We start from the raw sequence: 25025 nt of genomic DNA, 5'->3' as shown, positions 1-25025 counted from the left end.
ATGCACCCCGCGCTGCTCGCCGACGCCACCAGCGCGGCCGACGTCCCCGGCGTACGGCTGCTCGGCCTGGTGGTCGGCGGCCTGTTCCTGCTGCTCGCGATCCGGGCCATGTTCCGCCGCTGACCCAACCGGCCCCGCCCGTTCGGCCGGCACCCTGGGGGGTACGCCTCTCGTTGTCCATCCGTGCACCCGCACCGCGAGCAGCGAGGGAGAACGATGAGGATCGGCTACTTCCTGTCCAGCGAGGAGTACACCCCGGCGGAGCTGCTGGAGCAGGCGCGCGGCGCCGAGCGGGCCGGCTTTGAGGCACTGTGGATCTCCGACCACTACCACCCGTGGGTGGACGCGCAGGGCCAGAGCCCCTTCGTCTGGTCGACGATCGGCGCGCTCAGCCAGGTCTGCGCGCTGCCGGTGACCACCGCGGTCACCTGCCCGACGGTCCGCATCCACCCGGCGATCATCGCGCAGGCGGCGGCGACCAGCGCGGTCATGCACAACGGCCGGTTCGTCCTCGGCGTTGGCACCGGTGAGGCGCTCAACGAGCACATCCTCGGCGACGCCTGGCCGCAGACCGACGTCCGGCTGGAGATGCTGGCGGAGGCGGTCGAGGTGATGCGCGAGCTGTGGCGGGGCGGGTTCGTCAACCACCACGGCAGGCACTACACCGTCGATCACGCCCGGATCTACACGCTGCCCGACACTCCCCCGCCGATCTACGTCTCCGGCTTCGGCCCGAAGTCGATCGACCTGGCCGCCCGGATCGGCGACGGGTACATCAACATCATGCCCGACGGCGAGATGGTCCGCCGGTTCCGCGAGAACGGCGGCGGCGACAAGCCGTGCCAGGCCGGCTTCAAGGCGGCGTACGCCGACAGCGAGGACGCCGGCGCGCGGATCGCGTACGAGAAGTGGCCGAACGCCGGGGTGCCGGGCGAGCTGTCCCAGGTGCTCCCCTCGCCGCGCCACTTCGAGCAGGCCGCCCAGCTGGTCAAGCCGGAGATGGTGAAGGAGTCGTTCGTCTGCGGCAACAGCGTCGACGCGCACCTCGAGATGATCGACAAGTACGCCAAGGCCGGCTTCGACGAGGTGTACGTGGCCAACACCGGCCCGCACTGGCAGGGCCTGTTCGACCTCTACCGGCGCGAGGTGCTGCCCCGACTGCGGTGACCCGGCCAGCTCCTTCCCGGACGACTGCCGCACCGGGCGGCGGGACGCGGTCCCTCGGTCAGCCGTCGGCGGGCCGGACGATGCCGTGCACAAGCGTGTCGACCAGCTCGGCGACCAGACCGGGCGAGGGCTCGGGCGGCGCTCCCGTGGGATCGAGAAGGCGGCCGAGGACCAGGTCGTGGCAGACCCCGACGACGAGCGTGGCCACCGCCTCGGGGACGGCGGACGGGTCGCCCCGCCGGTACGGTCCACTGCGGAGGTACCCATGCCCGAACGAAACCCGGCCCCCGCCCGCCGGGCCGGCCGGTTTCGCCCGATGCCCGCCCGGGTACCTGCGGCCACTGATGAAGCTGACCATGCACTCGACGACGTTGCGCCGCGCGGCGCGGAGCCTCTTCGGCTGGACCGCGCTCCGGCCCAACCAACTGGCCGCGATGCGCGCGGTGATGAAGCGACGCGACGCCCTGGTGGTGCTGCCCACCGGCGCCGGCAAGTCGGCGATCTACCAGATCCCGGCCAGCCTGATCCCCGGACCCACCGTGGTCATCTCCCCGCTGCTGGCCCTCCAGCAGGACCAGATCGCGGCGCTCAACGAGCGGCAACGCCCCGAGCTGCGGGCGGTCCGGATCAGCTCCGACGAGACCGCGGCCCAGCAGGCCGAGGCGATCGTGGAGATCCGGGAGGGACGCGCCGAGTTCCTCTTCATCACCCCGGAGGCGCTCAGCAACCCGGACCGGATGGCCGAGGTCCGGTCGCTGAACCCGGCGCTCGTGGCGATCGACGAGGCGCACTGCATCTCGGCCTGGGGACACGACTTCCGCCCCGACTACCTGGCGCTCGGCCACCTGATCGACGGCCTCGGCCGGCCGCCGGTGGTCGCGCTGACCGCCACCGCCTCCCCGCCGGTACGCGACGACATCATCGCCCGGCTGCGGCTGCGCGACCCCGAGGTGGTGGTCTCCGGACTGGACCGGTCCAACCTCTTCCTCGAGGTTGCCCACTGCCCCACCGACGACTACCGCTGGCGGCGGCTGATCGCCCTGCTCCGCGACGACGAACGCCCCGGCATCATCTACGTGCCCACCCGGCGGGCGGCCGAGGAGCTGGCCCAGCGGCTCACCGACGCCGGCTTCCCGGCCCAGTACTACCACGGCGGGATGCCCACCGCCGCCCGCAACCAGCTGCACGAGGCGTTCCTCGCCGACCGGGTGCCGATCATGGTGGCGACGTCCGCGTTCGGCATGGGCATCGACAAGCCGAACATCGCCTGGGTGGTGCACATGGCGCTGCCCGACTCCCCGGACAGCTACTTCCAGGAGATCGGTCGCGCCGGCCGGGACGGCGAATCCGCCCGGGTCCTGCTGCTCTGGCGCGCCGAGGACGTCGGGCTGCAGCGCTACTTCAGCGGTGGCCTGCCGGACGAGACCGAGCTGCGTGACCTCGCCGCGGTGCTGCGCAAGCAGGCCCGGACCAAGAAGGAGCTGCGCGAGCTGACCGGCCTCGGCCCGCGCAAGTTCGGCCAGTACCTCTCCCTGCTGGAGCAGGTGGGCGCGGCCGAGCTGCGGGCGAAGCAGCGCATGGGCGCCCCCCGGTACGCCCCGGAGCCCGCCGCCTCGGCCCGCGCCGCGCTGGCCGAGGCGGAACGGCAGCAGACGGTCACCCGGTCGCGTACCGACATGATGCGGGCCTTCGCCGAGACCACCGGGTGCCGGGGGCAGGCGCTGCTGGCGTACTTCGGCGAGCAGATGAGCAAGGTCTGCGGGCACTGCGACAACTGCCACGCGGGCACCAGCGTCCCCGACGACGGGGCGAGCGGACCGTTCCCGGTGCACAGCCAGGTCCGGCACCCGGAGTGGGGGTCCGGCCTGGTGCTGAGCTACGAGGAGGACCGGATGACGGTGCTCTTCGACGAGGTGGGGTACAAGACACTGTCCGTGCGCGTGGTGTCCGAACAGGGCCTGCTGACGCTGGACTAGTGCGGTGTCCATTAACGTTCACCGGGTTTCCGGATCTTCCTGGACAGCGAAGGAGTGGGCACTGGATTAACCTGTTCCGGATCAGGGCACCAACGTCGTACACGGCCGGACCGCCCGCGCCACGTCAGCCAATGAGAGGGGTGTTGTTGTCGTGATCGAGCAGCCGGCGTACACCGGGTTCGGATTCTCCGACGAGGAGTGGGGGCTGCTGGTCGGCCTGCCGCAGTCGGTGCTGACCGCGGCGAGCGCGGCCGAGTCGGACGGCACCAAGCGCACCATGGCGGAGAACGCCGCCGGGCTGGAGGGCATCGCCGCCGGGCGCGGATCGGCGAGTCCGCTGGTGGCCGCGGTCGCCGGCGAGATCGTCGCCCGGGTGGGCGACCCGGAGGCCGGCGAGGAAATGCCGGTCATCGAGCCCGCCGACCCGCAGGCGATGATCGACGACGTGCTGGCCCGGGCCGGCGAGGCGGCGGCCCTGCTGGCCGCCCGGGTCGACGAGGGCCAGGCGGGGGCGTACAAGCACTGGCTGGTGGAGATCGCCGAGCAGGTGGTGAGCGCGGCGTCCAGCGGCGGCATCCTGGGCCTCGGCGGCGACGTGGTCAGCGACTCGGAGCGCCGCTTCCGGGACCGGCTCTCGCACGTGCTCAACGACTGACGGAACGACCCGACGCCGCGGGCGTAGCGGGCCCTGGCATCCCGGCACGGGTCGTCAACGCTCCGGCGTCCGTGGTCAACCCCGAGCCGACACACTGATCGCGGGCCGCCAGCCGGGAGACCGGCACGGCCCACTGGTATCGGGGGGCCGTGGCGAGGCGCCCGCGACAGTCGGTCGCGGGCGGCCGCCCGGTGCCGAGGGGTCCCGCTCGCACCGGCCGGGCCGCCGGCCACGCCGGCTCCGGCCCCCGTCGCTCTTCCCCCCAGGACCGACGACGGGGCGGTCAGGCCTCTTCCAACAGCGCCAGCACCACCATCTCCACGTCGGCGCGCGGCATCTCGGGCTGGACCGTCGCCACCACCCCGTCGTGGTAGAGGTCCACCACGCGAGGGTCCACGTAGGACGTCCGAGCCACGGTCGGGGTGTTGCCCAGCAGCTCGGCGACGGCCCGCATCACCGCCGCGACGGCCTTCTTCCGGGCGGTGGCCGAGCGCTGCCGGCCGACCGTGGCCAGCTCCGTCGCCGCCAGCACGGTCGCGTGCCAGGTACGGAAGTCCTTCGCGGTCATCTCGCCGCCGCTGGCGTCGCGCAGGTAGTCGTTGACCTCGTCGCTGCGCACGTCCCGCCAGCTCCGGCCGTCCCAGTAGCCGAAGAGCCGTTCCTCGGCCCGCCGCCGCCGGCGCAGGTTCGTCAGCACCCGGCACAGCTCCGGGTCCTCGATCCGGCGTACCTGGTCGATGCCGCCCTTGGCCGGGAACTCGAAGACCACGCAACCCTGCCGGGACCGGGCGTGCTCGGGGCGCAGGGTGGAGACGCCGAACGTCGGGTCGTCACCAGTCGCGTACTGGTCGCTGCCGACCCGGAACATGCCCATGTCCAGCAGCCGGGCGACGGTGGCGAGGACCCGCTCGCGCCGCAGGCCGCGCAACGCCAGGTCGTGGTCGACCCGCTCACGTAGCACCGGCAGCCGTTGGGCCACCTCCAGCACGTGGTCGAACTTGGCCTCGTCCCGCTTCTGGCGCCACATCGGGTGGTAGAGGTACTGCTTGCGGCCGGCCGCGTCCACGCCGGTGGCCTGGATGTGCCCGTTCTGGTACGGCGAGATCCAGACGTCCTGCCAGGCCGGGGGGATCACCAGCTCGTGGAGCCGGGCCAGGTCGTCGGCGTCGCGTACCGGCTCGCCCTTCGGGTCGAGGAAGAGCCAGCCCTTGCCGCGCCGCCGGCGCCCGTACCCCGGCCGGCCCGGATCACTACGCCGCAACCGCACCGGAGACCCGCACCGCCCGTTCCGCGTCAGCCACGGCGGCGAGCACCTCGTCGACCGAGATGGCCGCCAACCCCGGACGCGGTCGTACCCCCTCCACCCCGATCCAGTCGCGGTCGATCCGCGCCCGGTCCGCACCGTCGAGCACCCGGTGCCGGGGGCGGTCCGGCGGCGGACCCCAGCGGGTCGGCGAGACCGGCCCGAAGAGCACCACCGAGGCGGTGCCGTACCCGGTGGCCAGGTGGGCGATCCCGGTGTCCCCGCTGACCACCAGTCGGGCGGCGGCCACCAGGGCGGCCAGCTCGGCCAGGCCGGTCCGGCCGGCGAGCACCGCGTCCGGGGCCAGCCCGGCGGCGCCGGCGACCCGGGCGGCGGCGTCCCGCTCGTCGGCGGAACCGGTCAGCACCACCCGGTGGCCCCGGTCGGTCAGCGCCCGGGCGAGCGCGGCGAACCGCTCCGCCGGCCAGCGCTTGGCGTGGATCTTGCCGCCCGGGTGCAGCACGGTGACACCGGCCGGGACCGCGGCCGCGGGCGGCGGCAGCAGCGCCAGGTCGGCCGGGTCCGCCGGCAGGTCGTACCAGTGCAGGAGCCGGCACCAGCGACGGACCTCGTGCTCCTCGTCGTCCCACTGCGGACCGTCGGCGTGCCCGGCCCTGGCGCTGGCGAAGGCGAGCAGCCGGCCCGGCCGGGCGGCGGCGAGCAGCCGGTGCGACTGCGGCCCCCGACCGTGCAGGTTGACCGCCGCCTCGGGCGGTGGTCCCGGCCAGGCCGGTGGGGCCAGCCCGTCGGTGGGCAGCACCCGGTCGATCCCGCCGACGAGGTCGGCCAGCGGCGTCAGCCAGGCGGGGGCGGCCAGCACCAGCTCCCGGTCGGGGAATCCGGCGCGCAGCCCGCGCAGCGCCGGGACGGCGGCCGCCAGGTCGCCGACCCCGAGCGCCCGGAGCACCAGGATCACGGGTACGACGACTCCTGCGCGGCGCAGACCACCATCTCCCGTACCGCGCACCCGGGCGGCTGGGAGAGCGCGAACATGATCGCGGCGGCGGTGTCGGCCGGCTCGTTCAGCGCGGCGTCCGGGCCGGGCCGGTACTGCACGTCCCGCTCGTCGAAGAACGCCGTCCGCATGCCGCCGGGAATCAGCAGGGTGACCCCGACCGACCCGGCGAGTTCCGCCGCGAGGGCCCGGGTGAAGCCGACCACCCCGAACTTGGCGGCGCAGTACGCGGTCGCGTCGCTGACCGCCTTCACCCCGAGGGTGGAGGCGACGGTGACGATGCTGCCCCGGGACGCCTCCAGGTACGGCAGCGCGGCGCGGATCACGGCCGCGGTGGCGAGCAGGTCCACCGCGACGATCCGTTCCCAGGTCTCGCCGGGCACGTCGGCCAGCTTGCCCGGGACGTCCATGCCGGCCGCGGTGACGACGGCGTCCAGGCCGCCGGAGCGTTCGGCCAGCTCGCGGGTCGCCGCCTCGGCGGCCCGGGTGTCGGCCAGGTCGCACTCGACCCACGGCACCCCGTCCCCGGGTGGGTGCCGGTCCAGCACGAGGGGCCGGCCGCCGGCGCGGGCGACTGCGGTGACCACGGCGGCGCCGAGGCCGCTGGCGCCGCCGGTGACCAGGACGGTGGGACCCGCCCCCGGGGAACTGCCGCTCATCGTGCTCCCTCCGCCGTCGACCGGACGCCCGTCGCGCCGGGCCGGGCCACGGCCGGCCCGGCGGGCGTCCCCGGGCGGCCGGCTCGGGCCGCGGCGATCATGTCGGTGGTGGACCGGCCGTCCAGGTACGGCACCACCACGGTCTGGCCACCCCAACGCCGCAGGATCCCCGCCTCCGGCAGCGTCTCGTCGCCGCCCCCGGTGGCGTAGTCACCGCCCTTGACCCAGATGTCCGGGCGGAGCCAGGACAGGGCCGCGTGCGGGGTCGACTCGTCGAAGATGAGTACGGCGTCCACGCAGCTCAACGCGGCGAGGAGCCGGCTGCGGTCGCCCTGCGGCACCACCGGCCGGTCGGGCCCCTTCAGGCCGGCGACGCTGGCGTCGGAGTTGAGGCAGACCACCAGGCAGTCGCCGAGCTGGCGGGCCGTCTCGAGGGTGGCCACGTGCCCGGCGTGGAGCAGGTCGAAGCAGCCCCCGGTGGCGACCACCGTGCCGCCGGCCGCGCGCACCTCGGCGATGACCGCGCCGGCCGCGGCCGGTCCGATCCGCTCCCCGCCGCCGGTGAAGACCGGTCCGGTCTCCACGGCGGGCCGGTCGGGCCGGGTCCGGACCGGTCCCGGCAGCGCGGTGGCCACACCCCCACCCGCCACGTACGCGGACGCCTCGGCGACCGCCGCCTGCGCCGCCTCGGAGACCAGGGCGCCCCGGGCCAGGGCGAGGGTCGCCGCGGCCGCGAACCGGTCCCCTGCCCCGCAGGTGTCCCCCTCGGCGCTCGCCGGTGCGGGCACCACCAGCGGGGTGGTGCCGGCGTGGCAGAGCAGCGCACCTTCGCCGCCCAGGGTCACCGCCACCGCGCCGGCCCGCCACCGCTGGCGCAGCGCCTGCGCGCCCCGGGACACGGTCACCAGCCGGGAGGCGCCCGGCGACGCCTTCGCCAGCTCCCGCGCCTCGAACTCGTTCGGGGTGGCCAGTTGCACGCCCGGCACCGCCGCCGGCCCGCGCGGGTGTGGGTCCCAGACCACCGGCGCCCGGGTGGCGGCCAGCGCGGCCCGCAGCGCCGGCTGCCCGGCGACCCCCCGGCCGTAGTCGCTGACCAGCACGGCGGACGCCCGGGCGATCAGCCGCAGCACCGCCTCGCCCGGTTCGCCGGGCTCGCCGGATGTCCCGCCCCGGTCGTGCCGCAGCAGCACCCGGCCCCGAACCCGCAACCGGATCTTCTCCGGGGTCGCGCCGGCCAGCGGGAGCGCGTACAACTGCACGCCCGCGGCGGCCAGCAGCGAGCTGAGCCGGGCCCCGCCCGCGTCGTCGGCGATGGCGGTGACCAGCGCCACCTCCGCGCCGTGGACGGCGGCGAAGACCGCGGCGAGGCCCGCGCCGCCGGGCCGGTCGACGTACGTGGTCTCGTCGAGCACGGGCACCGGGGAGTCCGGACAGAGCCGGTTCACCACCCCCTCGACGTCCCGGTCCAGCAGGGTGTCACCGATCACCACCACGGGTCCCGTCACGCTCGACCTCCTCATCGGGCCTCGACCTCCGGGGCCTCGTCACCGAGCACCACCTCCACGCCGGTCCGCACCGGCCCGGAGGGCGTGTGTCCGGTCGGCACCGGCTGCGCCGCGCGGCCGGCGAGCGCCACCGGCAGCGCCCGCTCGACGTACTCGCAGAGCACGTGGGTGGCGACCAGGTGGAGTTCCTGGACCACCTGGCTGTCCGGCGACGCGACGGCGAGGGTGTCGTGGCAGAGGTCCGCGAGCGGGTTGGGGGTGGGGCCGGTGAAGGCCCAGCAGCGCAGTCCGGTGTCGCGTGCGGCGTGGGCGGCGGTGAGGAGGTTGACGCTGGTGCCGCTGGTGGACATGAGCAGGAGGATGTCGTCCGGTCGGCCGTGGGCGCGGACCTGGCGGGCGTAGACCTCGTCGTAGCCGTAGTCGTTGCCGATGGCGGTGAGGGCGCTGGTTTCCGCGTGCAGGGCGATGGCGGAGAGCGGTTCGCGGTCGTCGCGGAGTTTGCCGACGAGTTCGGCGGTGAGGTGCTGGGCCTCGGCGGCGCTGCCGCCGTTGCCGGCGACGAGGAGCCGCCCGCCGGTGGCCAGCCGGTGCGCCAACTCCCCGCCCCAGCGGGCGAGCAGGTGCTCCGCGCGGCGAAAGGGCAGCAGCGCCGCGGCGAGGTGGGCCAGGTGGGTGTCCAGCACGGTCCCGGCGTCGTCCCCGGTCCGGCCGGGCGCCGTCATCAGGCGACCACCCGGGTCGGCCGACGCACGGTGGCCACCTCGCCGTACACCTCCGTCAGCCGGTCCGCCGTGGTCGACCAGGAGTAGCAGCGGCGGGCCCGTTCCAGGGCCGCCGTGGCGTACGCGAAGCGCCGGATCCGGTCGCCGAGCAGCCGCTGGATCGCCGCGCCCAGCGCCTGCGGGTCCCGGGCCGGGACGAGGTCACCGGTCCGCCCGTCGACGACGGTGTCGATCAGCCCACCGACCGCGGTACCGATCACCGGTACGCCGCACGCCATCGCCTCCAGCGGGGTGAGCCCGAACGGCTCGTACCAGGGCGCGGCGACCAGCACGTCGGCGGAGCGGTACCAGCGGCCCATCTCCTCGCGGGGCACCGCACCGACCAGCCGCACCCGGTCGGCCACTCCGCAGGACTGTGCGAGCGTTCGCAGCCGCCGGGCGTACGCGTCGGTCTCCAGCAGCCCCGCCGGCGGCCCGCCCACCACCACGCATTCCGCCCCGGGAACCAGGGCCGTCGCCCGGATCACGTCCTGGAACCCCTTGCGTTCCACCAGCCGGCCGACGGTGAGGATCCGCGGCCGGTCGCCGTCCCGCTCGGCGGCCGGGCCGAGCGGGGCGAAGCTGCCGAGGTTCACCCCGGACGGGACGACGGTCATCCGGGACCGGGGCACCCCCATCCGGACCAGCTCACCGACCTCGTCCTGGCACTGGGCGACCACCCGGTCGACGGACCGGCCCAGCTCCCGTTCGAAGCGGACCCGGCCCGGCGGGCTGGTGTCCTGCGCCCCCTGGTGGCGCCGCTTCACCGTGCCGAGCGCGTGGTACGTCTGCACCACCGGCACCCCGGTCCGCCGACCGGCGGCCAGCGCGGCCACGCCGCTCATCCAGAAGTGCGCGTGGATCACCTCGGGCTGCCAGTCGCCGGTGCGCCACCGCTCCGCCAGCCAGCCGCCGAACTCGGCCATGTACGGCAGCAGTTCGTCCTTGGCGACCGGCTCGGCCGGGCCGGCGGGCACGTGCACCACGTCGAAGCCGTCCGGGGCCCGCACCGCCACGGGCAGGTCCACGGCGTCGCGGCGGGTGTAGACGCGGACGTCGTGACCGGCGGCCACCAGGGCGGCGGAGAGCTCCGCGACATGCGCGTTCTGGCCGCCCGCGTCCTCGCCGCCGAGGACGGCGAGCGGGCTGGCGTGCTCCGAGATCATCGCGATCCGCATACTTCCTCCTCCAGCAGCCGGTCCCAGTCGGCGAGGAAACGGTCCAGGCCGTAGCGGTTCCGTGCGGCCACCCGGGCCTCGGCGCCGGCCCGGCGGGCCGCCGACGGGTCCTCGACGAACCGTCGGGCCGCCTCCAGCAGGACGTCCACCCGGGTGGAGAGGGCGCCGGCGGACGGCGGCACCGCCTCCACGGCCTCGGTGGTGGCGAGCGCGACGACCGGCATCCCGATCGTCATGGCCTCGACCAGGCTCAGCCCCAGCGAGGTCCACCGGCACAGGTGCAGGTACGCCCGCCGCCGGGCCAGCTCGGTGTGCATGGCGTGCTGCGGGACGTCGTCGTGGCTGGTGACCCGGTCCGCCGGCAGCCCGAGGCGGTCGGCCAGCCCGGCCACCCCCAGGCCGTAGACGTCCAGCGGGGCGATCTCGGCGAACCCGGGCAGCAGGTCGGTGCCGGTGACCCGCCAGCGGCGGACCGGCTCGTTGATCACCACCGCGAGCCGGTCCAGTTCGCCGGTCCATTCGACGGCCGGCGCGACCACCCCGTGTTCGATGACCGCGGTACGGGTGCCGCCGTTGTCCCAGAACAGCTCGTTGAAGTGGGTCACGTGGGTGAGCAGCAGGTCGTCCCGGTCGGCCATCGGGTGCCGGCTGTTCGGCACGTCGCCCTTGGGGGTGTTGTGCTCGACGTAGATCGCCGGGACGTCCCGGCCCACCCGGCGGCCCAGCCACTCGCAGGCGAGGTCGAACTCCTCGGGGCGCTGGAGCAGCACCACGTCCACGTCGGCCCGGGCCAGCTCCTGCGGGGTCACCTCGACGGCGCTGTCGGGCCAGGGGTAGGTCCGGGCCCGGCCCAGCCCGTACGGGCCGCGGTCGGGGGTGACCGGCACCAGGCACCGGTGCTTCCCGTGCACGAAGGACGTGGTCCAGGAGCCGTGCACGTGCCACAGCAGGATGTTCATCGGGCCACCCCACCGGTGGCGGTCACCGCCGGTCCGCGCGGCGGACCCGCGAACCGGGCCGCCGGCCCGGCCGGCACGTCGGCGGGCACGCCGAGCAGCCGCAGCGCCGCCAGGACCCGTCCGGGCTCGACGGCCGAGAGGCACGGGTGCCCGGGCACCGGGCAGCGGGTGGCGCGGCTGTCCCGGCAGGCCGCCCCCGCGTCGCCGAGCCGGACCGTGGGCACCCGGTACGGGCCCCACTGTCCGAACGGGACGGTCGGGGCGAAGAGGCTGACCACCGGCACTCCCAGCGCCGCGGCGAGGTGCGCCGGGCCGGTGTTGCCGACGACGAGCGCACCGGCCCGCGCGATGATCGCGGCCAGCTCGCCGAGTCCGGTGCGGCCGCCGAGGTCGAGCCCGCCGGCGGCGGCGACCCGAGCGGTCAGCTCCCGCTCGCCCGGGCCGCCGGTCACCACCACCCGGTACCCGGCGGCGTCGAGCACCCGGACGATCCGGGTGGCCAGCTCGGGCGGGCAGGCCCGGGTCTCGACCGACGACCCGGGGTGCAGCACCACGTAGCCGGCCTCGCCGGGGCCGGCCGGGGCGGGCGGCAGCCGCTCGGCGCGCAGCCGCAGCCCCGGCTCGTCGTCCGGGGCGAGGGCGAAGCCGGCGGCGGCGGCGAGGGAGAGGGCGCGCTCCGGTTCGGGTACGCCGACGGGCACCCGGTGGCGTACGTCGAGCAGGGAGCCGGGGTAGTCGTCGCTGATCGCGCTGATCCGCGGTACGCCGGCCATCCGCAGCAGCAGGGCCAGGGGCAGCGGGGACTGGTGGAAGGAGGTGAAGACGACCGCCTCGTCGGCGTGCACGGCCGTGAGGCGGTCGGTGAGCGCGCGCATGCCGCCCGGGTCGACCGGGGCGGGGTTGCCGTCGATCCAGGGCAGCGGCCATTCGATGATCTCGTCGATGCCGGGCAGCAGGTCGGCGGCGATCCGGCCGCGGGGGCCGCAGAGCAGCACCACGCGTTCGGCGCTGGCGGCCACGGCCCGGATGCCGGGGCCGGTGACCAGCACGTCGCCGGCGGCGTCGCTGCGCACCACCAGCACCGTGCCCCGCCGTGGGGACGGTCCCGGGGCGGTCACCAGGCCGATCCGGTCCAGGATCTGCGTCACCGCCGCGGGCAGGTCGTCAGCGACCGTGGGCGCCGCGGCCACCTCGGCCGCCCGGGTGGCCGGGGTGGGGACCATGATCCCCGCGGCGCCGGCCGCCGCGGCGGCGTTCATGTCGGCGCTGATGTCGCCGACCAGGACGCACCGGGTCGAGCTGGTGCCGAGTGCGCGGGCGGCGGCGTGCACCAGCCCCGGCGCGGGCTTGCGGCAGGCGCAGTCGTCCCGCTCGCCGTGCGGGCAGATCTGCCATGCGTCGAAGGGCCCGAGCAGCTCCTCCACCCGTGCGTTCACCCGGCGCAGTTCGTCGTGGGTGAACAGGCCCCGGGCCAGTCCGGACTGGTTGGTCACCACCGCGAGCCGCAACCCGGCGGCGCGCAGCCGGTCCAGGGCCTCCCGGGCGCCCGGTACCGGGCGGACCTTCTCCGGGTCGCCGTTGTAGGGCACGTCCTCGATGAGCGTGCCGTCCCGGTCCAGCAGCACCGCGTCGAAGAGTCCCGACGGGGACCGGCCAGGACCGGGGGCAACCCGGGCTGACCTGCACTGATCCCGCTCGTGGTCCCGTCGCACGGCCGGCGGGTTCCCGGCGCCCCGAGGAGTAAACATCATCTTCGGCGGAGCCGCCCCGACCGCCGCCCGGCGCCCGGGGGCGAGCCCGGCCGTCGCACCACTCCCCGCTCGGTGCCGCGTTACCCGCCGCTGCCGAGAAGCTAACCCGACGGCTCCGTTAGCGGCGGACCAGGCGGGGGTATGTGGTTGAGGTGGCGATTGTGGAAAAAGTGATCGATGCGCCCCCGCAGCAGGTCTCCGGAGTGACGGCGGCCACCGGCTGGCCCGCCTATTGCGCTGACCAGCCGGCGCGACGACGCTCCGCAGGCCCTCCGGCGGGCGTCTGTGCGGACCGGCCGGAGGCAACTGGCTACCCTCTCAGGTGAACACTGTCGGCCGACCGAGGATGTCCGTGATGATCGAACCCATGCAGCTGCCCGTTCCCTGGCGGGACGCACGCCTGACCGTCGTCGTTCCCACCTACAACGAGGCGGGGAACCTCCCGGTGCTGGTCGAGCGGCTCCTCGCCCTGCCGCTGTCGGGGCTGAAGGTGCTGGTCGCGGACGACAACTCCCCGGACGGGACCGGCGAGGTGGCGGACAAGCTGGCCATCGAGCACCCCGAGCGGGTGGAGGTCGTGCACCGCGCCGACAAGGAGGGGCTCGGCCGGGCGTACGTGGACGGGATCGGACGGGCGCTCGACGGTGGCGCCGAGTACGTGGCGCAGATGGACGCCGACCTGTCCCACCCGCCGGAGGCGCTGCCGGGCATGCTCGGCGCGCTGCTCTCCACCCAGGCCGGCGTGGTGATCGGCTCCCGCTACGTGCCCGGCGGGCAGCTGGACGAGAACTGGCCGCTCTACCGTCGGGCGCTGAGCGGCTGGGCCAACCTGTACGTGCACACGCTGCTGCGGGTGCGGATCCGTGACCTCACCGCCGGCTTCAAGGTCTGGCGTGCCGACGCCCTGCGGGACATCGGGCTGCACCGGGTCCAGTCCAACGGCTACAGCTTCCAGGTCGAGATGCACTACCTCGCGACGAAGCTGGGGCACACCATCCTGGAGGTGCCGATCCGCTTCGAGGAGCGCCGCGAGGGTGACTCGAAGATGACCACCGCCACCAAGATCGAGAGTGCGCTGATGCCGTTCAAGCTGCGCACCCGGCACCGCAACATCCGGGGCTGAGCAGGCGCCCCACCCGCCGCCGTGGCCGTGACGTACGGGTCACGGCGGGGCGGGGAGCGGTCATCAGCTCCCCGCGCTCTGCTCTTCAGCGGTAGACCGCCCGGTGCGCGGCGCCGATCATCCCCGCGTACAGCTCTCCGGTGAGCGCGCGGTCCCGGGCCAGCGCCGCCCGGGCCGCGTTCGCGCCCGGCGCGCCGTGCACGCCGCCGCCGGGGTGGGCCGACGAACTGGCCAGGAAGAGCCGGTCCACCGGGGTGTCCGCACGCGCCAGGCCGGGAATCGGGCGCAGGAAGAGCTGCTGGTACGCGGCCGCGGTGCCCCCGCCGAGCGCGCCGCCGACCAGGCTCGGGTCACCCTGCTCCAGCTCGGCCGGGCCGGCCACGTGCCGCCCCACGATCAGCGACCGGACGCCGGGCGCGGCCTCCTCCAGCACCTGCTCCATCCGCTCGACGTGTTCCACGATCTCCTCGGCCCGCCACTGTCGACGGAACGGCAGGTGGGTGTACGACCAGAGCGACTCCGTTCCCGGCGGGGAGTGGCTCGGGTCGGCCACCGACATCTGCCCGACCAGCAGGAACGGGTCGCGCGGCACCTCGCCCCGGGCCAGCGCGGCGGAGTAGGTGGTCAGGCCGTCGAGGTCGGCGCCGAGGTGCACCGTGCCCGCGGTGGCCACCTCGCGGTTCTTCCACGGCACCGGCGCGGAGAGCGCCCAGTCCACCTTGAGGGTGGAGCCGTCCCACTTGAAGTGGGCCAGGTCCTCCACCAGGCGGGGCGGCAGCGCCGCCGCGCCGACCAGGTCCAGGAAGAGCGCCGGCGCGGGGACGTCGGCGAGCACCGCCCGGCGCGCCCGCCAGGCGGCGCCGCCGACGGTGCGGACACCCATGGCCCGACCCTGGGCGGTGAGCACCCGGTCGACGCGGGCGCCGTAGTCGATCCGGCCGCCCCGCGCGATCAGCCGGGCCACCAGCGCGTCGGTGATCTTCTGGGCCCCGCCGACCGGCACCGGCCAGCCCACCTGCTGGCCGAGCATCGCCAGCAGCCACCCGTACACCCCGGAGCCGGCCTCCTCGGGTGACAGGTCGGTGTGCAGGGCGCAGCCGGCCAGCAGGGCCCGCCCGCCGTCGCCGTCGAAGAGTTCGTCACCGAGCTTGCGGACCGGCACCACCAGCCGGCGGGCCAGCCGCAGCGCGCCCGAGACGCGCAGCCGACGCAGCAGGGCGAGCCCGCCGCGCACCGGCGGGAACGGCGTGGTGATGGCGGCGAGCATCGGCTCGGCCACCTCGCTCCAGTCGGCGTACGCGTGCCGCCAGCGGTCCCCGTCGCCCGGGGCGAACGCCTCCAGCGAGGCGGCGGTGGCGTCGAGGTCCCGGTTGACCACCGCGGCCCGTCCGTCGGGCAGCAGGTGGGCCAGCACATCGGGGGCGTGCGTCCAGGTCAGCCCGTACCGGTCGAGGTTCAGCCCGCGCAGCACCGGCGAGGCGTACCCGAGCGGATAGAACGAGCTGTAGAGGTCGCTGAGGTAGCCGGGGGCGGTCACCTCGGCGGAGCGGACCGCGCCGCCGGGGGCCTGGGTCGCTTCCAGCACCAGGACGTCCCAACCCGCGTCGGCCAGCAGGTTCGCGGCCACCAGGCCGTTGTGGCCGGCGCCGATGACGACGGCGTCCGCGCTCGCCGTGGCGGTCGTGGTCATCGGATCCGCCTACCCGGCCGGTTACCGGGCGAAACGCGTTTGCCGCGCCGGGGCGGGGGCATCCACCGCCGCATGTACACGGTTGCGCAGCTCATAGGTGGAGTGTGGGGCGCGGGAGGTGCGGGGGGCGAGCTGGTCGTCCACGATCCGGCCGACGGCTCCCCGGTGACCACGGTGCCGGTGGCGACGGCGGACGAGGTGGCCAAGGCGGTCGAGGCCGCGCGGGAGACGGCGGCGGAGTGGGCAGCGACCGCCTCGGCGGAACGGGCGGCGGCGCTGCACCGGGCCGCGGACGCCGTGGAGGCCGCCGCGGAGGAGCTGGCGCAGGCGACGACGGCCGAGATGGGCAAGCCGCTGGACGACGCGCGCGGCGGGGTGGCGGCGGGGGTCGGCACGCTGCGACAGTACGCGGAGCTGGCGCCGCTGCGCGGTGGCCGGACGCTGCACGGCGGGCAGTCGTCCATCGACTTCATGGCTCCCGAGCCGCACGGCGTGGTCGCCGCGATCACCCCGTGGAACGACCCGGTGGCGGTCTCCTGCGGGCTGCTCGGCGCGGCCCTGGTCACCGGCAATGTGGTGCTGTACAAGCCGAGCGAGCGCAGCCCGGCGACCGGTTGGCTGCTGGCGAAGGCGCTGGACTCCGCGCTGCCCGCCGGAGTGCTGTCGCTGCTGACCGGTGGCCCCGAGGCGGGCGCGGCGCTGGCCGGCCAGGAGGTGGACGTGGTGGCCCACGTCGGCTCCACCGCCACCGGCCGGGAGATCGCCGCCGCCGGGGCCCGCACCGGCGCCAAGGTGCTGCTGGAGAACGGCGGCAGCGACGCGCTCGTGGTGGACAACGACGTCGACCCGGTCTGGGCGGCCGGGCAGGCGGCGCTTGGCTGTTTCGCCAACGCCGGGCAGATCTGCGTGGCGGTGGAACGGATCTACGTGCACCGGGACGTGGCGGAGGACTTCGTCGACGCGCTGGCGCAACGCGCCGAGGCGCTGACCATGGGCCCGGGCCGCGACCCCGGGACGCAGCTCGGCCCCCTGGTGGACCGGCGGCACCGGGACCACGTGCACGGGCAGGTCACCGCGGCGGTCGCGGAGGGGGCGCGGGTGCGTACCGGCGGGTCGGTGCCGGACGGGCCGGGAGCGTTCTACCCGGCGACGGTGGTGACCGACTGCCGGCACGAGATGGCGCTGGTGCGCGAGGAGACGTTCGGGCCGGTCGCCCCGGTGATCGTGGTCGACTCGTTCTCGGAGGGGCTGCGCTGCGCCGCCGACTCGCCGTACGGGCTGGCGGCCACGGTGCTCACCGGGTCGATGAGCCACGCCCAGCGGGCCTGGCGGGAGCTGCCGGTCGGCACGGTCAAGGTGAACGCGGTCTTCGGCGGCGCGCCGGGCGGCGCCGCGCAGCCGCGCCGGGGCAGCGGACAGGGCTTCGGGTACGGCCCGGAGCTGCTGGACGAGTTCAGCACGGTGAAGGCCGTGCACATCGAGGCGCCGGGCGGCGGCCACTGGTGACGACGGGACGACGACGGGAGCCCGGGACCGCTGGTCCCGGGCTCCGGTCGTACGGGATGGTGGTGGTCAGCGCCCGCCGCGCGCCTCACGGGTCTGCTTGTCGTTCGCCTTCTGGATCGCCTTGACCAGCTCCGGCTTGGTCATCCGGGACCGGCCCGGCACGTCCAGCTTCTTGGCCACGTCCATCAGGTGCTCCTTGGGCGCATTCGCGTCCACACCGGCGGCCGTGGGCGCCCGCCGCGCGGGGCCGCCCCCGGCGGCCTGCTGGTCGCTGGGGCCCTTGCGTCCCTTCGGCTCCCAGTGGTCGCCGACCTTCTCGAACTCGTGCTTCACCGCGGCGAACGCGGTGCGGTGCGACCGCTCCCCCTCGCCGTACGTCTCCACCGCCGAGTCGTGCGTCTTCTCCCACGTGCGCTGGGCCTTCTCCGGGGAGCGCCGCAGCGTGCTGGGCAGTACCTCGCGCCCGGGCATCTCGTCCTCCTCCGCGTCGATGGGCTACCCAGTGGAATTCCCGCACCCCCCGGCGGCAAACCGGCACCCGGTTTGTCGGCTTTCCCGGCGGGGTACCGCCCGGGCCACCACGTGCGGGGGTGCGCCCGGGCGGCGGAACACAGGGAGCGGCCATGGCAGCGACGACTGAACCGGCGCTCGGCGGCCGGCAGCAGGCCCGGATCCCCCGCCGGATGCGCCAGCTGAGCTGGGCCACCTGGCGCGGGGTGCTGGTCCGCAGCGGGCGGAACTTCGTCAAGGACAACTGCGCGGACTGGGCGGCGGCGCTCACCTACTACGGCGTGCTGGCGCTGTTCCCCTCCACCATCGTCGTGGTCGCCCTGGTCGGGCTGGTCTCCGACGGCGAGCGCACCGTGGACACCGTCCTCGGCCTCGCCCGCGACGTGGGCGCCGGCTCAGTGGTCGGCAACGACGGCTTCATCAACGTGGTGCGCGCCGTGGTCGACCAGCAGAGTTCGGCGCAGATGCTGCTCAGTTTCGGTCTGCTCGGCGCCCTCTGGTCCGCCTCCGGGTTCATCGGGGCGTTCACCCGGGCCTCCAACGCGATCTACGGCGTCGAGGAGGGCCGCCCCTTCTACCGGCTGCGGCCGTTGCAGGTCGGGCTCGCCGCGCTGTCGCTGATCCTGCTGGCGGTGGTGGCCACGGGGCTGATCGTCAGCGGACCGGTCACCGACGCGGTGGGCGACCGGCTGCACGCCGGCGGGCTGGCCCGGACGGTGTGGAGCGCCTCGAAGTGGCCGGTGCTGGCCCTGGTGGTGATGACCCTGCTCTCCCTGATGTTCTGGATCGCGCCGAACGTCCAGCAGCCCCGGTTCCGCTGGCTCACCCCGGGCGGGGCGCTCGCCCTGCTCGCCTGGGTGCTCGCCTCGTTCGGTTTCGGCCTCTACGTCGCCAACTTCGGCTCGTACGACGTGACATACGGCAGCCTCGGCGCCGTCATCGCCTTCCTGGTCTGGCTCTACCTGTCCAACTGCGCCCTGCTGCTCGGCGTACAGGTCAACGCGGAGTTGCAGCGTGGCCGGGTGCTGCAGGCTGGCGGCGGGGACCCGGGCGAGCCGGTCCTGCCACCCCGGGCGCCCGCCGATTCGTGACCGAATGACCGGCTCCGTGGGCCGGCCCCGGTTTACCGGCGGCCCCCTCGGGCATGCCTGTCGGCATGGAACGTGGCAACAGCAAGCACTCGCCGAGGGTCGACGACAACATGAGCCAGGAGGTCGCCGGGCTCGTCCAGGGGCCGGGGGCCGGTGGCTCGCGCGTCGAGGAGTCCCGCCAGCCGGAGCCGGCGGGCGAGGACCAGCCGGAGCCGAAGACGATGACGGCCGGCCCGAGCCGCGGCGGCAACCCGCAGGGGATGAGCATGGACGACGTGGAGGGGCGCAGCCGCCTCGGCCGGTTCATCACCATGACGGCGCTGCCCGGCGACCGGGCGGCGCTGATCGCCAACGCCCAGCAGAACCAGGCGCCGGCCGAGATCATCGCCGCGCTGGAGCGCCTCCCCGAGGGCACGCGTTACCAGACGATTTCCGAGGTGTGGGCCGCACTCGGGCACACGAACGAGACGACGCGCTGGTGACCGGATCGGCCCACGATCCGGAGCGTCACCGGTGGGCAGAGGAGGATTCTTCATGAGCGGCGTTACCGAGCACGTGGACGTCTCGGTCCCGATCCGGACCGCCTACGACCAGTGGACCCAGTTCGAGGAGTTCCCCCACTTCATGGAGGGTGTCCAGGAGGTGCGGCAGCTCTCCGACACGATGACCCACTGGACGGTGGAGATCGCCGGGGTGAAGCGGGAGTTCGACGCCGAGATCACCGAGCAGTTGCCGGACGAGCGGGTCGCCTGGAAGTCCACCGGCGGGACCCAGCAGGCCGGCGTGGTGACGTTCCACCGGCTCGACGAGGGCACCACCCGGGTCACCCTGCAGATGGACTTCGAGCCGCACGGCGTGGTCGAGCAGGCCGGCGACAAGCTGGGCGTGGTCGACCGGCGGGCCAAGGGTGACCTGAGCCGGTTCAAGCAGTTCATCGAGCGGCGCGGTCAGGAGACCGGCGCCTGGCGCGGCAAGGTCGACCGGCCGACGCCGTGATGCCCTGACCCCCGATCAGACAACTCCGATGGCCGCCGGTGATCCGGCGGCCATCGGCGTGTCCGCCCGGCCGTTTGCGCTCACCGCGCCCGGGTACGGCTGGGGAATGACCGACAACGACAGCCACGTGTGGCGCGACGAGGACCGGACCCCGCTGCGCGAACTGGACCGGGCCATCGCCCGATCCTCCCTCGACGGGCAGGCCGACGACGCCACCGGCAACGACGCCGGTGAGGAGGCCGCGTTCGGGCACGGTCCCGAGGCGGTGGACCGGGGCGCCGGCCCGGAGGCGGAGCGTCGGGAGATGACCGACGCGGACCGGGCGTACCGGCCCTCGACGACCGGACGGACCGGCCCCGACAGCATGTGAGGTGCACGGGGCTCCGGCGGCGTGCGGCGGATCGGGCCGCGCCCGGAGCCCCGGGCGGAACCCCCGGAGGCAACCGCCGTGGCGGGCCGGGGGTGTCGGCACGGTCTGTCATCCTGCCGCACACACAGAGGCGGCTGATGCCGGCAGATGACTGCTCCGAAACGACAAAAAATGAGGCCCGGACGGTCGAGAAACCGGACAGGTCATCCAGAATCGACCGAACGGTTTCGGCAACGCCGGGGTGCCGCGTAAGACTTTCGGGATGCAACAGGGCTCCGACATCCTCACCCCACGTCAGCGTCGCCTGGCTTGGCTGGGCTTCCTGCTCGCCGCCGTCCAGGCGCCCGTCGCCGCGAAACTCGTCTCCGACGACTCCTGGCTGTTCAGCCTCTGCGTCGCGCTGATGGTGGCCACAGTGATCATCGCGGACGACGCCGCCCGACGCCGTCCGGCCGGCGCACCCTCCTCGGACTAACCCTCCGCGCGGGGGCGCGCCTCGTGCCCCGGCCGCCCCGGAGTGCGGCGGCGCTCCTTCATCTCCGCCTCGTACAGGTGGCGTCGGCCGTCGACCAGCTCGTCGCGGGCCCGGCGGTCCAGCTCCCGAAAGAGGGCGTAGTACCCGTCGTCGAAGTCCTCGACGATCTGGAAGGTCCAGCGCCCGGCGATCACGTTACGGCCGAGCAGGTCCTGGCCGATCCGGTCGGCGATGTCGTCGTGCCCGGCGGCCCGGAACAGCTCCACCGCGTCGTCGAGCATCAGGTCGGCATGGCCGATGAGCTGGTGCAGCGAGTACAGGTGGCCGCGGGCCCGTTCCACGGTCTCCAGGGCCTCGCTGAGCGTGCCCAGCGCCTCGACCGTGTCGTCGCTCACGCCGGCCGGGCGCCGGTGCCGCTCGTCGGGTCCGTCCGCGTGCTGTCCCATTCCGTTCCTCCGCGAGGTCGCCTGCGCCGGTTCGCGCGGTTTTCCTTCTGCCCGGTCCTGGCCGGGTCAATCCCTCCGGAGGAGAGCGGACACCGGCCCGGCCGACCGGCACTCAGCCGGTCGGCCGAGGTCGACCCGCTCCGGGCGTGACTAGCCTCGGTCCCCATGCGTGTGCCGTACAACCGGGTCGCGACCCGCTCCGCCGCGGGCTCCGCGCGGTCCACCCTCACCGTGCTCACCGCCTCCGTCGGCACCGCCGGGCTGGCCGCGGCCGCCGCCCGCCCCGGGCTGCTCGCCATGGTCGACCAGCACGCCGCCGCCGTCCGCGACAGCCTGGACGGCGACCGCCGGCCGCTCACGGTCGCCGCGCTCGCCGGGTACGCCGAGGGCGTCCGCGCCGCCGCCGTCGAGCACGGCTGGCAGCCCTCCACCGACCCGACCGACTGGTCGGCGCCAAACTGGCTGCACACCCGCCTGCTGGCGGTCTGCGCCCTGGCCCGCTCGGTGGACCCGCGGCACCTGGCCTGACGCGACGGAGGGCGCCCGCGATCGCCCCGCGGACACCCTCCCCCTGCCACCGGCCGGCTCAGCCGCCCGGACGGCGGAACTGCTGGGTCTCGTCGCCCATGTTCCCGGACGTGCCCTGCCCGCCCCGGGTGCCGGACATCGACTCCTGGCCACGAGACATCACCTGGGTACGCTCCGCGCCGCTCCGGTCGGCCATCTGCCGCTCGTAGTCGCTGCGCCCGGCACCCTGCGCCTGGCGCTGCTCCCGGATCGCGCGGGACTCCTCCGCAGCCCGGTCCAGCCAGCGGCCCCAGCGCTCCTGCATCGGCTTCACCAGACCACCGCCGACACCGACGATCAGGATGCCGGCCACCGTGGCGAGCACCGCGATGAGCACCGGCGTGGTCACCGTGGTGGCGATGCCCACCTGGTTCAGCGCGGCGATCACACCGAGCGCCAGGATGAAGATCGCCGTCAGGTCGCCGAGGATCTTGCCGTACGAGAGCCCGCCCAGCGCGCCGGTGACCAGGTCCCGGACCGCGTTGGCGATGGCCGCGGCGATCACCACGATGACGATCGCCACGAAGGCCCGTGGCAGCCAGGCCACGACGCCCCGGATCAGGTCGCTGATCGCGTTCGGTCCCCACACCCCGAAGGCGAACTGCAGGGTGAACAGCAGGACGGCGTAGTAGGCCAGTTTGGCCAGGATGTCACTGGCGTCGTACTTGGTTCTCTCGAGCGCACGTTTGACGCCGCCGCGTTCGACGGCACGGTCGAAGCCCACCCGTTCCAGTGCCGCGTCCACGATCTTCAGAACGGCTCGGGCGATGAGCCAACCCACCACGAGGATCACGATGAACGCGACCGCCCTCGGGATGAAGAGCAGGACCGACCTCCACATGTCGGCCAGGGCGTCGCCGATGTCGGCCTGCCCGGCCGCGAGGGTTTTCGTCATGATGTCCCTCCTGTCGCGTGAACTGCGACGCCCGCATACCCGGTCGCCCGGTGCGCACGCCGCGCCACCGGCGGGGATTTCCCGACATCACTCCCGGAACCGGCCCTGACCTGCCAGAACGACCGGCCGGGCCGGCCCTTCGGGCTTTCCACCACACGCGACCGGAACGTCCGCGTCACGCTCCGGATAGGCTGCGGTCATGCCAGGCACGGTCGGGCGAGTTCCCACCCCATCAGCCCCCGCCCCGGGAGCACCTGCGGGCTCGGGCGCCGGCAGCTCCGGCGGGGCGGCCGCCGTGCTCGCCCATCCCTGGTCCGGCACGTCGCTCGGCGCGCCCGAGGGGTGGGACCCGGCGGTACGTGCGGTGGTCGATCTGGTTCTCGAATCACCCGTGCCGATGGCCCTGTTCTACGGCGATGACCTGGTACTGCTCTACAACGACGGGTACGCCGAGCTGATCGGCGCCCGGCACCCGGAGGCGCTCGGGCGGCCGGCCGCGGAGGTCTTCGCGGACACCTGGCACGAGCCGGGCGCCGGGGAGGTGCTGGAACGCGCGTACCGACGGGGCGAGTCCTTCCTCGAGCGGGAGGCGGTGCTGCCGGCGGACCGGCACCTGGTCGGCGGCGGCGAGCCGGCGGTGTTCACCCGGGGCCACTCCCCGGTACGCGACAGCCACGGCCGGATCATCGGGGTGCTCACCGTCGCGGCGCAGACCACCCAGGTCACCCAGCAGTTGCAGAGCCTGAGCGACTTCGCCGCCGCCCTGTCCGGCACCCTCACCCTCGACGACGTCGCCCGCGTCACCCTCCGGTACGCCATCAACTCGTTCGACGCCGACCGGGTCGCCTTCGTCGTCGACGAAGGCGGCAACTGGCGGATGGTCCGGCGGATCCGCGGCGAGCTGCTCGACGAGGCCGATGAGCGGCTTCCGCCGCTGTGGCGGCGCGCCCCGGCAGATTCGCCCGGCCCGGTCGTGGTGACCGCCCGCAGCGGGGTGCCCTGCTACGTCGGCGACGGCCAGCCGCTGCGGGAGATCGCCGTGGACCGGCACGACCAGAAGATCCGGGCGTTGGCCGCCCTGCCGCTGCGTTCCTCGGTGATCCGGGGCGCGCTGGTGGTCGGCTACCAGATCCCGCACACGTGGTCCGCAGCGGAGCGGGCGCTGCTCGCCGCCTCGGCCGAGCTGGTGGGTCAGGCGGCCGAGCGGGCCCGCCGGTTCGAGACCCAGCACGGCACCGCCCAGCTCCTGCAGCGCAGCATGCTCCCGGAGCAGCTGCCCGACCTGCCCCGGCTGCGCATCGCCGCCCGGTACGACCCGGGGGTCGACGGCAATGCCGCCGGCGGCGACTTCTACGACGCCTTCGTGCTGCCCACCGGCGCGCTGGGCGTGGTCCTCGGTGACGTGGCCGGCCACGACGTGCAGGCGGCCGCGCGGATGGGGCAGGTGCGGGCCGCCCTGCGGGCGCTGGCCCTGACCGATTCCCGTCCCGACGCGGTGCTCAGCGGGCTGGACCGGCTGGTGTCCAGCCTGGGCGCCGAGGCCGGGACGCAGGAACTCTTCGTGACCGTGGTCTTCGGGGTCATCGAGGCGGATCTGGAGCGGATCACGCTGGCCAGCGCCGGCCACCCGGCGCCGCTGATCCGGCGTGGCGCGACGACGGACGAACCGGTCGCCGAGTACGTCGACGTACCACCCGGCCCACCGCTGGGTCTCGGCTGCCAGCCCCGTACGACCACGGTGCCGTTCCGGCCCGGGGACACCCTGCTGTTGTTCAGCGACGGGGTGGTCGAGCGGCGCTGGCAGGATCTGACCGCCGGGCTGGACGGGCTGGCCGCCGCGGTGACCGCCGCCAGCAGCGGCGACCCTCGGGCGCTCTGCGCGGTGGCCACCGCCGCCGTCCCGGGGGCCACCGAGGACGACGTCGCGGTGCTGGCGGTGGAGCACGCGGTCAAGCCGAGCCGGTCGGCCGGCATGGAGGTCCCGGCCGAGCCGACCGCGCCGAGCCGGGTGCGGCACTGGCTGACTGCCCAGCTCACCGAGTGGCGGGTGCCGGAGGCCGTGGTGGGCGCGGCGGTGCTCTGCACCAGCGAGCTGACCACCAACGCGTTGCTGCACGCCGGCACCGCCGCCCGGGTGGATATCGACCTCAGCGCCGAACGGCTGCTGGTGTCGGTCGCCGACTCGGGCACCCGCGGCACGGTGAGCCGGGCGCAGACCGACATGCTGAGCAGCCGGGGACGCGGTCTGGGCCTCATCGAGGAGCTGAGCGACGCCTGGGGCACCGACCCGACGGTGCGCGGCTCGACCGTGTGGTTCGAGATCCTCATTCCCTCCGGGTGAGTCACGCGTCGGCGCGGATTCGGCGGGGTAGGCAGACGGACATGCGCCAGGCCGATCACCGGGCGGCCTCGCTCCTGGACGGCCTCGCCGACAGCGGCAGCGCCACCGCCGGGCTCGGTCGCGGCCGAGGCGCGATGGGTGACGGG

At 74.7% G+C, this 25025-nt stretch carries 26 protein-coding genes; 13 read left to right on the top strand and 13 right to left on the bottom strand.

Annotated features, from left to right (window positions below; genetic code table 11):
- Both SLP03_RS01160 and SLP03_RS01155 read left to right on the top strand, forming a co-directional pair.
- A complete protein-coding gene (locus tag SLP03_RS01160) occupies positions 1-123 on the top strand; it encodes a hypothetical protein (protein WP_255544580.1) in 123 nt (40 codons plus the stop codon).
- Between the two features lie 93 nt (positions 124-216).
- The gene (locus tag SLP03_RS01155) at positions 217-1167 is read left to right on the top strand and encodes a TIGR03557 family F420-dependent LLM class oxidoreductase (RefSeq protein ID WP_319458571.1); all 951 of its coding nucleotides are present in this window, start codon (positions 217-219) and stop codon (positions 1165-1167) included.
- A 58-nt stretch (positions 1168-1225) separates the two neighbouring features.
- On the opposite strand, the gene SLP03_RS01150 is transcribed toward SLP03_RS01155, so the two are convergent.
- Positions 1226-1375 carry a hypothetical protein gene (locus SLP03_RS01150; protein ID WP_319458570.1) on the bottom strand — a complete coding sequence of 50 codons (150 nt, stop codon included), beginning with the start codon at positions 1373-1375 and terminating at the stop codon, positions 1226-1228.
- 136 nt (positions 1376-1511) lie between these two features.
- Between SLP03_RS01150 and SLP03_RS01145 the strand changes: the two genes are divergently transcribed.
- Together SLP03_RS01145 and SLP03_RS01140 are read left to right on the top strand one after the other, a co-directional pair.
- Positions 1512-3143, top strand: coding sequence for a RecQ family ATP-dependent DNA helicase (locus tag SLP03_RS01145; protein ID WP_319458569.1), 1632 nt, complete (start codon positions 1512-1514; stop codon positions 3141-3143).
- 151 nt (positions 3144-3294) lie between these two features.
- Entirely contained in the window at positions 3295-3798 is a 504-nt protein-coding gene (locus tag SLP03_RS01140) for a hypothetical protein (protein WP_319458568.1), read from the top strand.
- Positions 3799-4081: 283 nt separating this feature from the next.
- On the opposite strand, the gene SLP03_RS01135 is transcribed toward SLP03_RS01140, so the two are convergent.
- The 8 genes from SLP03_RS01135 to SLP03_RS01100 are packed head-to-tail and all read right to left on the bottom strand — an operon-like array spanning position 4082 to position 12866.
- Positions 4082-5065, bottom strand: coding sequence for a DNA topoisomerase IB (locus SLP03_RS01135; RefSeq protein ID WP_319458567.1), 984 nt, complete (start codon positions 5063-5065; stop codon positions 4082-4084).
- A complete protein-coding gene (locus SLP03_RS01130) occupies positions 5049-6017 on the bottom strand; it encodes a glycosyltransferase family 9 protein (RefSeq protein WP_319458566.1) in 969 nt (322 codons plus the stop codon). The genes SLP03_RS01135 and SLP03_RS01130 overlap by 17 nt, the downstream gene beginning before the upstream one ends.
- Positions 6014-6715 carry an SDR family oxidoreductase gene (locus SLP03_RS01125; RefSeq protein WP_319458565.1) on the bottom strand — a complete coding sequence of 234 codons (702 nt, stop codon included), beginning with the start codon at positions 6713-6715 and terminating at the stop codon, positions 6014-6016. The genes SLP03_RS01130 and SLP03_RS01125 overlap by 4 nt, the downstream gene beginning before the upstream one ends.
- Positions 6712-8220 (bottom strand): PfkB family carbohydrate kinase, encoded by a 1509-nt coding sequence (locus SLP03_RS01120; RefSeq protein WP_413644107.1) that lies wholly within the window; start codon positions 8218-8220, stop codon positions 6712-6714. Before SLP03_RS01120 ends, SLP03_RS01125 begins: the two co-directional genes overlap by 4 nt.
- Positions 8221-8231: 11 nt before the next feature.
- Entirely contained in the window at positions 8232-8942 is a 711-nt protein-coding gene (locus SLP03_RS01115; protein ID WP_319458563.1) for an SIS domain-containing protein, read from the bottom strand.
- Entirely contained in the window at positions 8942-10159 is a 1218-nt protein-coding gene (locus SLP03_RS01110) for a glycosyltransferase (RefSeq protein ID WP_319458562.1), read from the bottom strand. Before SLP03_RS01110 ends, SLP03_RS01115 begins: the two co-directional genes overlap by 1 nt.
- Positions 10144-11118 carry a glycosyltransferase gene (locus tag SLP03_RS01105; RefSeq protein WP_319458561.1) on the bottom strand — a complete coding sequence of 325 codons (975 nt, stop codon included), beginning with the start codon at positions 11116-11118 and terminating at the stop codon, positions 10144-10146. The genes SLP03_RS01110 and SLP03_RS01105 overlap by 16 nt, the downstream gene beginning before the upstream one ends.
- A complete protein-coding gene (locus SLP03_RS01100; protein ID WP_413644104.1) occupies positions 11115-12866 on the bottom strand; it encodes an HAD-IIIA family hydrolase in 1752 nt (583 codons plus the stop codon). Before SLP03_RS01100 ends, SLP03_RS01105 begins: the two co-directional genes overlap by 4 nt.
- A gap of 358 nt (positions 12867-13224) precedes the next feature.
- Here SLP03_RS01100 and SLP03_RS01095 point away from each other — a divergent pair, with 358 nt between their 5' ends.
- Positions 13225-13992 (top strand): polyprenol monophosphomannose synthase, encoded by a 768-nt coding sequence (locus SLP03_RS01095; RefSeq protein WP_319458559.1) that lies wholly within the window; start codon positions 13225-13227, stop codon positions 13990-13992.
- 85 nt (positions 13993-14077) lie between these two features.
- On the opposite strand, the gene SLP03_RS01090 is transcribed toward SLP03_RS01095, so the two are convergent.
- Entirely contained in the window at positions 14078-15682 is a 1605-nt protein-coding gene (locus SLP03_RS01090; RefSeq protein WP_319458558.1) for an NAD(P)/FAD-dependent oxidoreductase, read from the bottom strand.
- Positions 15683-15754: 72 nt separating this feature from the next.
- Here SLP03_RS01090 and SLP03_RS01085 point away from each other — a divergent pair, with 72 nt between their 5' ends.
- Complete coding sequence (locus SLP03_RS01085) at positions 15755-17188, top strand: aldehyde dehydrogenase family protein (protein ID WP_319458557.1); 1434 nt, start codon at positions 15755-15757, stop codon at positions 17186-17188.
- 66 nt (positions 17189-17254) lie between these two features.
- Here the strand turns inward: SLP03_RS01085 and SLP03_RS01080 are convergent, their stop codons facing one another.
- Positions 17255-17659 carry a ChaB family protein gene (locus SLP03_RS01080; RefSeq protein WP_319458556.1) on the bottom strand — a complete coding sequence of 135 codons (405 nt, stop codon included), beginning with the start codon at positions 17657-17659 and terminating at the stop codon, positions 17255-17257.
- Between the two features lie 152 nt (positions 17660-17811).
- Here SLP03_RS01080 and SLP03_RS01075 point away from each other — a divergent pair, with 152 nt between their 5' ends.
- From SLP03_RS01075 to SLP03_RS01055, 5 genes are all read left to right on the top strand, one after another.
- Positions 17812-18789 (top strand): YihY/virulence factor BrkB family protein, encoded by a 978-nt coding sequence (locus SLP03_RS01075; RefSeq protein WP_319458555.1) that lies wholly within the window; start codon positions 17812-17814, stop codon positions 18787-18789.
- A gap of 65 nt (positions 18790-18854) precedes the next feature.
- Positions 18855-19271 carry a DUF2795 domain-containing protein gene (locus SLP03_RS01070; RefSeq protein WP_319458554.1) on the top strand — a complete coding sequence of 139 codons (417 nt, stop codon included), beginning with the start codon at positions 18855-18857 and terminating at the stop codon, positions 19269-19271.
- 52 nt (positions 19272-19323) lie between these two features.
- Complete coding sequence (locus SLP03_RS01065; protein WP_319458553.1) at positions 19324-19785, top strand: SRPBCC family protein; 462 nt, start codon at positions 19324-19326, stop codon at positions 19783-19785.
- Positions 19786-19891: 106 nt separating this feature from the next.
- Positions 19892-20155 carry a hypothetical protein gene (locus tag SLP03_RS01060; protein WP_319458636.1) on the top strand — a complete coding sequence of 88 codons (264 nt, stop codon included), beginning with the start codon at positions 19892-19894 and terminating at the stop codon, positions 20153-20155.
- A 262-nt stretch (positions 20156-20417) separates the two neighbouring features.
- Positions 20418-20630, top strand: a complete 213-nt coding sequence (locus tag SLP03_RS01055; RefSeq protein ID WP_319458552.1) for a hypothetical protein — start codon at positions 20418-20420, stop codon at positions 20628-20630.
- On the opposite strand, the gene SLP03_RS01050 is transcribed toward SLP03_RS01055, so the two are convergent.
- Complete coding sequence (locus SLP03_RS01050; RefSeq protein ID WP_319458551.1) at positions 20627-21076, bottom strand: hypothetical protein; 450 nt, start codon at positions 21074-21076, stop codon at positions 20627-20629. The two genes, SLP03_RS01055 and SLP03_RS01050, sit on opposite strands and share 4 nt — an antisense overlap.
- Before the next feature lie 165 nt (positions 21077-21241).
- Between SLP03_RS01050 and SLP03_RS01045 the strand changes: the two genes are divergently transcribed.
- Complete coding sequence (locus SLP03_RS01045; RefSeq protein WP_319458550.1) at positions 21242-21604, top strand: DUF6401 family natural product biosynthesis protein; 363 nt, start codon at positions 21242-21244, stop codon at positions 21602-21604.
- Between the two features lie 58 nt (positions 21605-21662).
- Here SLP03_RS01045 and SLP03_RS01040 read toward each other — a convergent pair whose 3' ends face one another.
- Positions 21663-22538 carry a mechanosensitive ion channel family protein gene (locus SLP03_RS01040; RefSeq protein ID WP_319458549.1) on the bottom strand — a complete coding sequence of 292 codons (876 nt, stop codon included), beginning with the start codon at positions 22536-22538 and terminating at the stop codon, positions 21663-21665.
- Positions 22539-22737: 199 nt separating this feature from the next.
- Here SLP03_RS01040 and SLP03_RS01035 point away from each other — a divergent pair, with 199 nt between their 5' ends.
- Positions 22738-24879, top strand: a complete 2142-nt coding sequence (locus tag SLP03_RS01035) for a SpoIIE family protein phosphatase (protein WP_319458548.1) — start codon at positions 22738-22740, stop codon at positions 24877-24879.
- The last annotated feature ends 146 nt before the right edge of the window (positions 24880-25025 follow it).

This window comes from Micromonospora sp. RTP1Z1 (genome assembly GCF_033804685.1).
GTDB lineage: Bacteria > Actinomycetota > Actinomycetes > Mycobacteriales > Micromonosporaceae > Micromonospora.
Note: the sequence above shows the minus strand (reverse complement) of the source record. Positions and strands in the feature narration are given on the sequence as shown.